The following is a 13,136-nucleotide window of genomic DNA, read 5'->3' as shown; positions in this document are numbered from 1 at the left end:
CTTACGGGGAAGCAAGCTACGCGCAGCGTCTCCCTAGGAGAAGCGACTGCCGTTAGCGAGTATTCTGCTTACAGCCCTTCTCAAGACAGGAGACGCTCTTGCGTTTGGGCATCCTACGGCAGGCGTTAGCCTCTGGCAATGTGATAAGGGGAGACGCTTTTCGCGTTCGCTCGTTAGCGAGTCAGATGCTCACGGACTCGCTAACGAGTGGTTGGCGCAGCCTCTCTAAGAGTTGCCATGCCGCAGGCTTTACGCTGCGCTACCCTAGCGTCAGGGATTGAAGGAAAAATCTAAAATCTAAAATTCCGAATTAGCAAAGTTATGAGTTTTTACTCCTGACTCCTGACTCCTGACTCCTATTTGGTAGATATACTCAGCAATTTGTTCAGCGTGAGCATTTTTCCTTTTTACAATTTGATACAAATATTTTTAGCCTCCAAAGTGATTTAAGGAGGCTGAATTTGTATAAATTGGTAAATTGACATCTTGCACGTAATAAGGTAAAGCGACTATAATTCACGCTTATTACCATTCATTCCCCAACCTCCTTAAAATCCCTACCCTTCAAAACTTCCTCCATAGTGGGAGAGACAGCATCTTAGTTTTTCTTAAACAGAAAAACTATCGAGGGTTAAGGATAACATCTGAACTTCTTTGCAAACGAGAGTTATGCAAAGCAGTTAGGAGTTAGGGAGGTAGTTATACTTATCTGAGTTCAAACGGAGCCTATTTTCCGGAATATGTCTCGGCTGACTTGGGTGGTATATCAGTAGGATTAGGTGCAAGATATCAAAGCAGAAAAAGTCCACATTTAGGATGTGGGCAATGTGTCAAACAATTGTTATCTTTCTTAATACGGAGGAACAAATGTTGGACAGTTATAAGTCCAAATATTATCCCATTTGGACTTCTGTGAGCGATATCATCTTTTACGCGTTGTTTTTTCGGAGTTAACTTATGAATCAACCAATGAAACTATCCTTGGAACAGCAATTCAGCATTTGCTCATTTTCTACTCAGGTGCAAAATATGAGCCACGATCAAGCTAAAGATTTTTTAGTCAAGCTATATGAGCAAATGGTCGTGCGCGAGGCAACTTATCAAGAACTTCTTAAGCACCAGTGGGGCTTAGATTCCGGTTCCACTATGGCATAGAGTCGTTCTACTGTCGCAGTGGGCGACCTCCTTCTCTTGCTTGGTTCCAAGGAGGAAAAGAGCTGGGGATGTCGGGGCGTCAACTTCGATAACTAATTCCGCAAAGGTTCGACAAAAATTAAATTCAAAAAACTAACAATGAGTAAATTTTTCGACGACACATCTGCTAAAGTCTAGACTTACTTTAATTTTGTCGGACAAATCTACTGTTTGCTTGAGCCAGACTTCCTTTTGGTTCGTCTAGTGTGCTGATTAACCTGCGTAAATTTACAATCCCCCGGAATGATGTATATAGGAAGATTGACAGAGAATTTAGATAGCCGTGATTTGGCAGCTAGTGTTTTCACTCTTTATACATATAACTAGAACTTACATCTTTATATATATTTTGTTTATAAAAGTTTACATTCGCTGAGTGAGCACCCCTTAGTTCCATCTAAAAGATGTAACATTAAGAAATTATTTTTAGCTGGAAAACTCGTATGCAGAATCTGTATCAATACTTTCCAGTTTTGCTAGAATTTGAGGCTTAATCTTTTCGTACTCGCTTTTGAGTAAGCTTTTACTAATTTGCGGGTCGGCAGAGGACATCATTGTATTGCTCATTGCGACCCACTCTTGCAGTCGTTGGCGCTGGGCAGAAGCGACGCTAGAAAGTAAGATATGGGTACAGCTATTTGGTGTTTCTCGTGCAAAGAATAACAGGCGGTAATAACCAGTGTGCTGTAGTAATCGAGCAATTTCTTGACCAAGGGTGGTTTTGAGATCAAGGTAATAAGGTAACCATTTAGCACTATGTTTGTGGTTGTAGATGACAGTAATCCATAGCAGCATCGGATGGGGAATAGAGATGAACAGAAATTGGTTATAGCGGGTACACACTAAGCGCTTTTGAATTTCTTCTTGCGGTAGCATTACCCACAGGGCTGGTAAAATCTCTCCATTGGTATGAATGGCCTGGGGAAAGACAATATCGGCAATTGGTTTATTTTGAGGCCAGGAAATGGCACGAGCGATTTCATCGTTTGACCAGGATACCTGTAAATCGGCTTTTGTATTTTGTTCAAGTTCAGTGCTGACTGTAGTAGCAGGAACTAGCGCCTGATCTTGCTTAATTTCGCGTGTATGCTCAGGCTTTTCTAGAGACGCTAAAACTTTTAGGATTTCAGTGATACTTTGGGGGCGATCGCGTGCTACTTTAGCTAGACAGATCATCACCAAATTTTCGATTTCTTTTGGTAGTTCTAATCCAGGCGCAACCTCAGCAAAAGAACGTGGTTTTTGATAGTGATGTGTTTTATACCATGCTCCAAAAGAATGAGATGGGACCACCAGTGGCATTTTGCCTGTGAGCATCTCAAACATCATAATTCCCAAACTATAAATATCAGCACGGTTGTCTAATTCTTTACCCTCCATCTGTTCGGGAGAAGAATAAGCCAATGTCCCCAAATAGAATTTTGTATGGTCGCCATCTGACTGTAATAACTTTGCAATCCCAAAATCTAGAATTTTGACCAATTCTCCGAAACTGGCATCTTGAATCACCAGCATATTGCTTGGCTTGACATCCCGATGGATAATTGGGCAAATAGTACCCTCAACTAGGATGCCATCATGAGCGCACTGCAACCCCAGGCTGAGTTGACGCGCCATACTCAGGAATCTTGGTAAAGGCAGTCGTTGCTTGCGAATAATATTGTTCAGGCTTTGTCCTTGTAGGTATTCCATGACGTAGAACGGGGTGTTATTGTCGTCTACGCCATAGTCCATAACTCGGACAATGTGGATGCTTTTTTGCCCTAGTAAAGCACAGGTTTTTGCTTCTCGCTCAAAGCGGTCTTGCAATCGCATCTTTTCATTTTGGATTGATAGCGCCAGAAACTTAACTGCAACAGGTACACCTCCCAACAAAGTATCTTTAGCACGATAAACTCGACCCATTGCTCCAGTACCGATTAACTCCTGGAGTTGGTAGCGTTTGCTGAGTAAGCGACCAATGTTGGGGTCTGACATAGAGAATTTGAATCCAAAAGCAGGTTGTAAGTGTTTGGGAGGAAAAGTGCATTCAAACTGAGATTTGAATTATTGCGCCCAGAAATGACTTTCTAGGCTCGTACCACAAAGCAGAAATGGAAGTCAAAAGTCAAAATATAGGCTAGACTTTTGGGCTATTTTCAATCGTTGGTCTATTTACGCGGTGCTGTACTAGCTTTTTTCAGTCCTTTTTTAGAACATTGAAACCATGAACTGGCAGTTTGCAATCGAGACGGTTATTACAACTAGTGCAACATGCCAGATCAAACAAGTAGAAAGGGTAGATTTAAGTAGGTGGGGGGAAAAATTTATAAGTATGTCATTTCTAGTGAAACGGAGTGCAACGTACTCCTACGGAAAAGCAAGCTACGCGTAGCGTCTCCAAGAGTTGCAATCACAAGGACTGTGACGGTTTTACATTTTGTTACATAGTTAGGTTGATTCGTGCCTACTTACTTATAATGACGCTTTGTACCATTTTGCACTTTCATTGTGGTGTAATTTTAGTTTGCCCAATATTGACTCAATAGATAACTATAGTATCTGCCAAAAAGCTTAATTAGGGAGCACCACACTCACCACAGAGTTCTGATAACTGAGTAATGAGTGCGGAGTTTTGAATATAAATAAAGCCTGAGGGGATGACATGCAGCCCTGCTGGGCAGATTTTATCAGATCCAAGCCCTGATGTCTTGTAAACAATGCTCTAGTCTATTAGGATTTATAACTGTTATTTTAGTAAGCAATGATCCACAACTAAAGTTTTGCTTGATTAGTACTTTCCTTCTACCTTCAGCAAGACTGTCATCTGCCTTTGTTTTGTAAGTAGGGATAATGACAAATACTTATTGCCTGACCAGGTTTTTAACCTTAAGGGTGATTCTGATTATGTAAGAGAATGTTTTAAAAGTCCCAATAGGTATAATTTTGCTGTTCTCACTTGGGTTCACTTCGACGATAAATCAAAGTTTTAACCATATACTGAGATAGTTTGCTGTCCTGACTAGGAGAGCAAAAGACCCTTTGAAAGCATCCTCTAAGGATGTATTATTTCTTGATAAAACTGTAACAATACTAATTGGTAGCTTTTCGTTTTTTCTTTAGGTTATAAGACATGTCATAAACTGATTTATTACCCTTCACATAGTATTGAATTCGACGTTCGATAATAGTGTTAAATCGGGAAAGAAAATCAGGGAAAAAGTAGGGGTTTTCTCCCATTTTTCTTAATGCTATTAACCATTTTCCTTGCTTTATAGGCACTACAACTTGAAAGTAAGCTAGATTTTTCTGATAAACTGCAAGATTATAAGACAGAGCACGCATTAAAGCTGGATTTTTTTTCACAACTTCTTGTTGCATGAAAGAATTAGTAGCACTTATGTATTGATTTAGACGTAACAATATGCTTTGACGTACAAGAGAAATAGAGCGTGAGCGATAGAAATAATAGGGTTCTGGCACAATAAAAAAGCGAGCGCCATTGATTAAACATTTCAGATCAAGCCAAAAGTCCTCAGCTATGCTGACGGTTTCATCGTACTCAATGCCGTGCTTAACCAGAAATTCTCGTTTGAATATAGGCTTGCTTAAACCAAGACGCAACCCTGCTTTTCCATATATATCAGTTTCCACAAAATAAATGAGATCAATTTGAATAATTTTATCTATATGTTCTCCACTTTCTTGAATCAATGTACTCCAAGGAGATGTTGCACCATCTTTGATTAAATAAGGATCGTCAGCAATCATGTCTGCATTTGTTTGCTCTGCCAGTAACACAAGTTTTTCTAATCTTTCGGGAGCATACCAGTCATCTGAATCAAGAACAGCAATCCATTCTCCTTGGGCTGCTCTGAGAGCACGATTACGCGCAGCAGAAACCCCAAGGTTTTGTTGATTAACTATTACTTTGAGACGTTGGTCAGTAAAACTTTTAACGACTTCTACAGTTTTATCACTTGAACCATCATCGACCACGATAACTTCAATATCAGTGAGCGTTTGCTCTAAGGCTGACTCTATTGCCTTGGCAATATAAGCTTCAGTATTGTAAGCAGGGATAATTACAGATACTTTAGGATTCACGAAACTCAACTCCAGACTACACGGTTCGGTAAAAATGCTAAAATCCTGACGATAATTTGATAACTACTTTTTTAGTATACAACTCAGTAGGTTGGTGAAAATAAACGATGACTCCTTAAGGTCAGATATGAGACATTGAACGTTGCTAGAGTTGTTTGAGCAGTCGGCTTCCAGCCTAAACATACAGCGCTTAAGTTGACTGACGCTCTAGGCTAGCTTCCATTGTGTTAGTCAAAAAATGACCAGCCAAGATGCCACTACTGAGGTAATATGTATCTTCCGAAATCCGGTGGAGGGTTTCAAAGCCACTACGACGCTGACGATCGCCTAGTACCCAGTAACGCTGCACAATAGTATCTAGACCAATCCAGCCTTCACCTTCAACCTGCCCCAAAATATTATGTTGTAGTAAAAAAGTATACTGACGCTCTCCATCATGCAGCCGCCCCTTGTATTGCAGAGAGATTTCGGAGCGATCACTACCTGGGAATATCAGCTTTGTAGCCATAGTGAACCAGTTATCTCGATTCCAAGCTACCAAGGTCATACCCTTGACGCTGATTGGCATACCATTACGTTCCAGCCAATTTCCTTGCATTGCCCAGCGTCCTGGTTCCAATAAAAAAGTATGAGCCACATTCTATATTCCCTGCCTTGATCGAGTGCCGCCAAGACTACAGTTATAGCAGTGCTGAGTTGCGAGTGCTGAATGAATGAAGAAATTTTTTTATCTTATTTATTGTTCCTATCTCAGAACTCAGGACTGACCTTTGTGAATTTCTCCCAAAAGCACTTCTTGAGGTGCCCCAGTGGCAGTAGGTAGGTTGCCAGGAATACCCAAATTTCGCCAGTAGGCTAAAATCGCAAAGGCGATCGCTTCTTTAAAATCTGCACTCAAACCGACTTCATCTGTAGTCCAGACTGGTATTGATGTCAACAATAACTGTAATCTTTGTTTCAAATAGAGGTTGCGACTACCACCCCCACATAATAGTACCCGTTGTGGCATTTCCGGTAAAAAAGTGCGGTAACTCTGAACAATTGAAGCAACTGTAAGTTCCGTGAGAGTTGCCAGTACGTCGGCAGCATTGAGTTGGTATGCTTGGGCATCTTTTAAACACTGATGTAGGTAAGTCACACCAAATAACTCTCGACCAGTAGATTTGGGTGGCGGCAGATGAAAATAGTCTTGATTGAGCCATTGTTCTACCAACGGATCACAAGGAGTACCACTCGCTGCCCAATTGCCATCTTCATCGTAAGTTTTAGCACCAGCGCTTAAATGCTCCACCCCCAGATCCAACAGACTATTTCCTGGCCCAGTATCCCAAGCGCGAATTTTTGAGAGCCAGTCGCCATGCTGAGGCGGAATATAAGCAACATTACCAATACCACCAATGTTTTGAATACAACGCCCTTCTTCAGGATGACTGAGCAAATAGGCATCTACTCTGGGCACGAGAGGCGCACCATGACCACCAATAGCGATATCAGCAACGCGGAAGTTGCTCACAGTTGTAATGCCCGTAAGATTGGCAATTAATGCACCGCGCCCTAGTTGCAGACTGTAACCCAAGGGAGTGCTGTTAGCGGATAGCTGTTGTTTAGCCACTGCTAAGTCAGAAATTAAGATTTCTCTCCTCCCCTGCTCCCCTGCTCCCCCAGGTGGTCGATGATAAACCGTCTGACCGTGGGAGCCAATGAGAGTGGCTGGCTGATGACCAATTTGAATATTTTGGGCGGCTTGGGCAAAGACTTGAGCGATCGCATCATCTATTTCTGCCAATTCTGCCATTGAGATGGCAACGCCTGCACCAACTGCCAATATTCTTTCTCTGAGTTCGGCTGGATAAGGATATGTTGCCCCAGCTAGCAACTCAATTTTGATATCTAATTCTGTACCGGAAATCTCTACCAACGCAGTGTCTATGCCATCTACGGATGTGCCACTAATTAAACCTATAACGCGAGTAGGGACAGCAGCTTCTTCAGTCGGATGCATTGATAAAGATTCTTTTGTTAATTGCAAGAAATAGTTTAATTCATGTTATTACCCATGTCAAAAAAAAACTAAGGTGGCATAGTTGACTGGAGAAAGACGAATTGTGAGACAAGGAGTTAGAGGCAGCCGACGGCTACCTGTCAAAGAACGTGGTATTCCCTTGAAGCAGAAAAAATAATTACGTTTAAAATTACAACAATTCCAGAGTTATTAAAGGTATTACAACTATCTAGATATATTGTGAAAATTTATGCAATCAGTTGTCACAAAGAGATTGGGAAGTTAATCACTCTAGCATTATGCAGATTATGTAATTACCTTAAAGAATAACCAAGGTAATCTTGATCATGAAATTGAAAAACTATTCAGCCAAGGGAGAAACACAGGTTTTCAAGGGATTGGTATAGTCCAATGCCTCATGCCTTCTTGATCTAGAACCTAAAAAATATAAACTGCCTGTAAATCACAAAATAGTACGTTTTATAAATAAAGCTTCTTTACAATTTTGCACTGAGAACTTCGCGCTTTTTACATAAAGTGATAGACATCACATAACAGAATATCAGTGTTCCTCCTCTAAATAAAGTCCAATATTTTACATTTTTATCTAAGTATAATCAAATCGAAAAAGTAGTAATCCTTCTGATGTTGGAATCTAAAGGCACATCGCACAATGAGGCTATGAACACGAAAGATAAAAAAATGAAAAGGATTGAATTATGAAAAGTCTTTTAATTAAGTCCGCGATCGCTTCTGGTGTTGTTTTGTCCTTAGCCACTGTTACCCGTCCTGTAATGGCTGCGTCTTTTGCGGTATCAATAGAAAACCCAGGCGTACAAAATGCACAATTATCAAATCTTGTTAATGCTCATATACAAAATTTTGATGCACAAACACAAGGTTACAGTGCAACAGGCTTTCAATGGAATGATGGAACAACAAATATTGGTAGCTATCAGAAGACTCTGATCGTGAATGCAGATCAATATGGTGGTGCTGGTGGAACAGGCAAATATTTTGATGTAGATAACGGTAGATCAGGTAATGGTCAAACGGTTTCTACCCTAAATTTGACAACCGCACAAAGTTACTTTGGACTTTGGTGGTCTGCGGGAGATAGTAACAACGTAATTACATTTCTTTCACAAGGTCAGGTTGTACAAAGTATGACTACCGCTGATGTGGTTAGTTATATCGCAAAGCTACCAAATAAAGCCAGCTACTACGGTAATCCTAATTCGACATTCCAAAATCAGGATTCTGGAGAACCTTTTGCGTTTATCAACTTCTACGATGTTGGCGGAACTTTTGATCAGGTTCAATTCACCAATGTTGGCGGAACTGGTTTTGAATCAGATAATCATACAGTCGCCACTAGCTACAAGAGTATCACTGGTAGCGTCGTTACAGCAGCAGTTCCTGAGTCTTCTTCTGTATTAGGAGTTCTTGTAATTGGTTTTGTGGGTGCTACTTCAGTTCTGACTCGTCGAGTCAATAAAAAGTCAGTTTTGCAATTGTCATAACTGTTGCAATTTGCAAATAAGACAATTTCTGGCTCACATTAAGGGTCTTCTGCACTTCTGATCATAATTAAGGGAATGTCACTCACAACGTTAATAGCACAGTTTTTTTGTTCCAGTCTTTAGGTTGAGTCGATGGGGGGTATTATCTCCCGCACCTCTCGATTAGATCCAGACATGCCCGTTTCCGTGCATCTGGCTCCCGATGTTCTTAGCTTGCGCTTTTGCCCATGTGGATATAATCGTGACAACTCTCATGAATTGCCTCTAAATTATTCTTTTTCCAGTTGGCATGATTTCCGTCGATGTGGTGTAAATTAATAACTTCCATATCAATGAATTTCAGACCACAGGAAGCACATCTATGGTTTTGCTTCTTAAGGGCTTTAGAGGTTTCGCCGTCATAGAGCTTACTGTTGCGTTCACTCCAGTAACGAATATCTCCGTCATAGGGGGATTTTATTCCTTTAACCATGACGTGTTTATTTTCGGAGAAGGGAACTGCTGGGAATGCCTTGTCTAGTAATTTCTTGCTAGAGTGGCGGTTTTTCTTGGTTTCCTTGTTGAATACCGCATAAGCTCTTGTTTCGATGTGGTATAACGAGTTTCTAGACCCGTCCATCTTACAGAACTTATGGTAATTTCTCCAGCCTCTAACTACCGGGGCTAATTTCTCAGCCTTTGTGGTAGCACCATAATTCGAGTTGTTGACGATGCGTTTTACTTTCTTACGGAACGCTTTGAAGTTCTCCACTGAGGGAGTGCTTTTGAACTTTCCGTTTTTCTGGACTTTGAGATGCCAGCCGAGGAAATCAAACCCATCTGTCGCAGCGGTAATTTTGGTTTTCTTTTGGCTTACTTGCATTCCGCGATTGCGGAGGAACTCGCTGATTCTTTCAAGTATCTCTATCGCGTTATCTTCGGGTCGAAGTATAATAACCATGTCATCCGCGTACCGGATTGATGGCTCTTTACATGCGTTCGCTGCATCTCTGTATCTGTGGATACTCTCGATTCCGTTGAGTGCGATGTTCGCTAATAGTGGGCTGACCACTCCCCCTTGTGGAGTCCCTTGCTCAGGAAATTCTGGGTTAACTCCTGCCTTGAGGCATCGGAAGATACCGAGTTTTAAGCCTTTGGGGGCAATGAGTTCGTCCATAATTGCTGAGTGATTAATCTTGTCGAAGCACTTTTCGATATCGAGTTCGATTACTCGTTTTTCTATTCCTTTACTTTGGGAGCGTAAATTTTGAAAGATATACTTTTGTGCATCATGGGCAGAGCGCCCAGTTCTAAACCCATAGCTCCTAGCGTGGAAAGTGGCTTCGTGTGCTGCTTCTAGTGCATATTTCGCTAGGCATTGCCAAGCTCTATCTGCGATGGTCGGTATCTTAAGTATTCTGGTAGTCCCGTCCTTCTTAGGAATGGGGATTTCCCGTAGTCCTTGATGCTTCCAATTTCCACTATTCACTTTGAGTAGTTCTTCTAAATTGAAGCGTTCCTCGAATGAGAGGGATTTCTTACCATCGATGCCAGCCGTCTTTTTGCCAGCATTTAGCTGAGATACTTGTCTTATTGCAAGAAATCGAGCCGAGGTTGATTTTAGAATAAGCTTTTGGAGTGACCTAGCTTTCCGCTTGTTTCCAACTTGAACAGCTTTATACACGCGCTTTTGAAGGCGGAAAAGATTTCGGCGGAATTTCTTCCACGGTAGAGCTTTCCAAGATTCACTAGTTTTGTAACTGTGTCTAATCATTTTCTCTTCTCTGGTTAGTGTACTCTGAACACCTCGCAACAATTACGTTGCGTCCTACCCTAACTGTGGGGATTCCTCCGCTCGTCTGGTCTACCTGGGGTTCGACTGTCCCAAGACCCACAATTAGTTTTTATTCGTTCCCTCGGAAAGATTGATTGTTCCTTTAGGTGTGGTCATTTCAACTACTGGATTCCCAGGACTCTTACCGTTTTAACGACGAATGACGGCGGGAATTAATTCTCCAGTGAAGTCAGGGTTTTTATGTTACGCCCTGCTTAAGACTGAGTTGCTTTTTTAGACCCTGTTTCACCGTAGGAACTCCCTATTAGCGCCAGTGTCAGCCCGTAACGGCTGTCTGATTGCACCCTGTTCCCAGCTTCACTCTGCAAGAATCGAGCTTGCTCGGTGTGGGCAGGTAAGGAGTCAATTCTGAGTCTGAATGGCAAGACTTGCACTTGCATCTGACCGAGAGTTCAGCCTTTCGTGACAGTAATCTGCTGTCGGGCTGGATTAGTTATTTACGGACTGAATACCGTGATTCACTAATCAACGAATCGCACCGCCGTTTGTCTTTGCAATTAGTGTACTAACCGCAGTCGTTTTTGGGGAAAGTGTTACAGAGATTCTGGACTTATGCGGTGCTGGTCTAAGTCTTGGCCCTTCCGGCATTGGATCATCAAGTTTCTCTGCAAGCGTAATAACGAGAAGTTGCAAAGTGAAAAGCAATTTCTTAAAAGATACTAATTCTAACTCAGTAAGATTTGCCTGATTTTCTCTATAGTCTACTTCCAGACTCCATGTTCGCGTAGTGTGCCGTAGGCAGGATTTCAAAAGTTTCAGTGAAAAGTCAACATTAAATACAAGTTAGGGCAAGCTTACTTAGGTAACTTCGCCCTAATTCTTTTGTCATTTATTTTATCATCAGCCGCTCTATAACACTTGGAGAAAGTTGGACAATGCCTGGATTGCTTACTGCTTTAGCTTGAAGATGTCGGCATTACCCAGTCCAGAGGCTTAAGAACTGATCCTAAAGCCCAGGTCTTAAGATATCGATATGATAGAAAAGTAGATAAAAATTAAAAAATATTTATCGAATGGTGCTTCAATCATCTGGCTTGTCCAAAGTCAAAGACTCATTAACACAAAAAATCTTCTTGGGTAATGAACCCAATGCGGAGTTAATTGCAATTCTCACCGTTTACTTTGTCCAAGGAATTTTAGGGCTATCGCGTCTAGCCGTTAGCTTTTTCCTCAAAGATGAACTGCTGCTGAGTCCAGTCCAGGTTTCGGCGCTATTCGGAATTGTCTTGCTACCTTGGATGATCAAGCCAGTGTTTGGTTTTATCTCTGATGGCTTGCCTATATTTGGCTATCGTAGGCGTCCTTACTTGATTTTATCCGGGATACTGGGAACTGCTTCCTGGGTAAGTCTGGCCACAATAGTTCATACTACCTGGGCAGCTACGTTAGCGATCGCTCTTAGTTCTCTCTCTGTCGCCATGAGTGATGTCATAGTTGACTCACTGGTTGTTGAAAGAGCTAGAGGCGAATCGCAAGCGAAAGCCGGTTCACTACAATCTGTGTGCTGGGGTGCTTCTGCGATCGGGGGTTTGATAACAGCATACTTTAGCGGTCTGCTGCTCCAATACTTTACTACCCGTACTGTCTTTGGAATTACCGCCTTGTTTCCTCTCATCGTTTCAGGGGTAGCTTGGTTAATTGCTGAGTCCCCCGTTAGCAAAGATTCTCAAGATAATAATCACACCAACTCTTTACCAATCAAACATCAACTGAAGCAGCTACGCCAAGCCATTAGCCAAAAAACAATTTGGCTACCAACGGCGTTTATCTTCGTCTGGCAAGCTACGCCAAGTGCTGACTCAGCCTTTTTCTACTTCTCTACCAACGAATTACACTTTGAACCAGAATTTTTGGGGCGGGTACACTTGGTAACAAGTTTCGCTTCTCTAGCTGGTGTTTGGATTTTTCAACGTTTCCTCAAAAGCATCCCTTTTCGCGTGATTTTTGCTTGGAGTACCGTCCTTTCGTCAATTTTAGGGATGACGATGCTATTGTTAGTGACTCACACAAACAGGCGGTTGGGTATAGATGACCACTGGTTTAGTTTGGGTGATAGTGTTGTTCTTTCTGTGATGGGTCAAATTGCCTTTATGCAAGTGATGGTTCTAGCAGCAAGGCTTTGTCCCTCAGGTGTGGAAGCGACGTTATTTGCCTTGTTAATGTCGGTGTTTAATTCTGCTGGAACGGTTTCTCGGGCATTTGGGGCATTAATCACGTATTGGCTGGGGATCACCGCAACGAACTTTGAGTCACTTTGGCTGTTGGTGTTAATTACTAACCTCAGCACGCTATTACCCCTACCATTTATCAACTGGCTACCTGCTGCTGAAGATCAAACTGAGACACCCAAAGATGGGGAAAAACCGTTTTTGCCAGATTTGATGTCTGAGTTGATACTGACAGAACCAGAGTCGGAAATAGTGGAATAGTGTAATAAATCTCACGCACTGGCGTAGTAAAGTCGCAAAAAAATTATTTTTAGCGGCTACATATTTTC

9 protein-coding genes are annotated in these 13,136 nt (G+C 41.8%); 3 read left to right on the top strand and 6 right to left on the bottom strand.

Annotated elements, in window-relative coordinates; translation table 11 throughout:
* The first annotated feature begins 957 nt into the window (after positions 1–957).
* Positions 958–1,155: an NblA/ycf18 family protein gene (locus V7K49_RS17675; RefSeq protein WP_104908243.1), complete on the top strand. Its 198-nt coding sequence runs from the start codon at positions 958–960 to the stop codon at positions 1,153–1,155.
* 465 nt (positions 1,156–1,620) lie between these two features.
* Here the strand turns inward: V7K49_RS17675 and V7K49_RS17670 are convergent, their stop codons facing one another.
* The 4 genes from V7K49_RS17670 to V7K49_RS17655 form a co-directional block, all read right to left on the bottom strand.
* Complete coding sequence (locus V7K49_RS17670) at positions 1,621–3,171, bottom strand: serine/threonine-protein kinase (RefSeq protein WP_335206629.1); 1,551 nt, start codon at positions 3,169–3,171, stop codon at positions 1,621–1,623.
* Positions 3,172–4,266: 1,095 nt separating this feature from the next.
* Entirely contained in the window at positions 4,267–5,280 is a 1,014-nt protein-coding gene (locus V7K49_RS17665) for a glycosyltransferase family 2 protein (protein WP_335068275.1), read from the bottom strand.
* A gap of 190 nt (positions 5,281–5,470) precedes the next feature.
* Positions 5,471–5,917 carry a hypothetical protein gene (locus V7K49_RS17660; RefSeq protein WP_273762642.1) on the bottom strand — a complete coding sequence of 149 codons (447 nt, stop codon included), beginning with the start codon at positions 5,915–5,917 and terminating at the stop codon, positions 5,471–5,473.
* A 120-nt stretch (positions 5,918–6,037) separates the two neighbouring features.
* Complete coding sequence (locus V7K49_RS17655) at positions 6,038–7,282, bottom strand: anhydro-N-acetylmuramic acid kinase (protein WP_334871572.1); 1,245 nt, start codon at positions 7,280–7,282, stop codon at positions 6,038–6,040.
* Positions 7,283–8,001: 719 nt separating this feature from the next.
* Between V7K49_RS17655 and V7K49_RS17650 the strand changes: the two genes are divergently transcribed.
* Positions 8,002–8,805 carry an Npun_F0296 family exosortase-dependent surface protein gene (locus tag V7K49_RS17650; protein ID WP_334871471.1) on the top strand — a complete coding sequence of 268 codons (804 nt, stop codon included), beginning with the start codon at positions 8,002–8,004 and terminating at the stop codon, positions 8,803–8,805.
* A gap of 208 nt (positions 8,806–9,013) precedes the next feature.
* On the opposite strand, the gene V7K49_RS17645 is transcribed toward V7K49_RS17650, so the two are convergent.
* Positions 9,014–10,558: a group II intron reverse transcriptase/maturase gene (locus V7K49_RS17645; RefSeq protein ID WP_335206627.1), complete on the bottom strand. Its 1,545-nt coding sequence runs from the start codon at positions 10,556–10,558 to the stop codon at positions 9,014–9,016.
* 275 nt (positions 10,559–10,833) lie between these two features.
* Positions 10,834–11,019 carry a hypothetical protein gene (locus tag V7K49_RS17640; RefSeq protein ID WP_335206625.1) on the bottom strand — a complete coding sequence of 62 codons (186 nt, stop codon included), beginning with the start codon at positions 11,017–11,019 and terminating at the stop codon, positions 10,834–10,836.
* Between the two features lie 633 nt (positions 11,020–11,652).
* Between V7K49_RS17640 and V7K49_RS17635 the strand changes: the two genes are divergently transcribed.
* On the top strand, positions 11,653–13,068 hold the full coding sequence (locus tag V7K49_RS17635) for a folate/biopterin family MFS transporter (RefSeq protein WP_335206624.1): 1,416 nt from the start codon (positions 11,653–11,655) through the stop codon (positions 13,066–13,068).
* Positions 13,069–13,136: the final 68 nt, after the last annotated feature.

Origin of the sequence: Nostoc sp. (genome assembly GCF_036919675.1) — a bacterium.
Taxonomy (GTDB): domain Bacteria; phylum Cyanobacteriota; class Cyanobacteriia; order Cyanobacteriales; family Nostocaceae; genus Nostoc.
Note: the sequence above shows the minus strand (reverse complement) of the source record. Positions and strands in the feature narration are given on the sequence as shown.

Coding starts and splice junctions, on each gene's coding strand:
- V7K49_RS17675 (WP_104908243.1), top strand. CDS start 958: ATGAATCAACCAATGAAACTATCCTTGGAACAGCAATTCAGCATTTGC.
- V7K49_RS17670 (WP_335206629.1), bottom strand. CDS start 3,171: ATGTCAGACCCCAACATTGGTCGCTTACTCAGCAAACGCTACCAACTC.
- V7K49_RS17655 (WP_334871572.1), bottom strand. CDS start 7,282: ATGCATCCGACTGAAGAAGCTGCTGTCCCTACTCGCGTTATAGGTTTA.
- V7K49_RS17650 (WP_334871471.1), top strand. CDS start 8,002: ATGAAAAGTCTTTTAATTAAGTCCGCGATCGCTTCTGGTGTTGTTTTG.
- V7K49_RS17645 (WP_335206627.1), bottom strand. CDS start 10,558: ATGATTAGACACAGTTACAAAACTAGTGAATCTTGGAAAGCTCTACCG.
- V7K49_RS17640 (WP_335206625.1), bottom strand. CDS start 11,019: ATGCAAGTGCAAGTCTTGCCATTCAGACTCAGAATTGACTCCTTACCT.
- V7K49_RS17635 (WP_335206624.1), top strand. CDS start 11,653: ATGGTGCTTCAATCATCTGGCTTGTCCAAAGTCAAAGACTCATTAACA.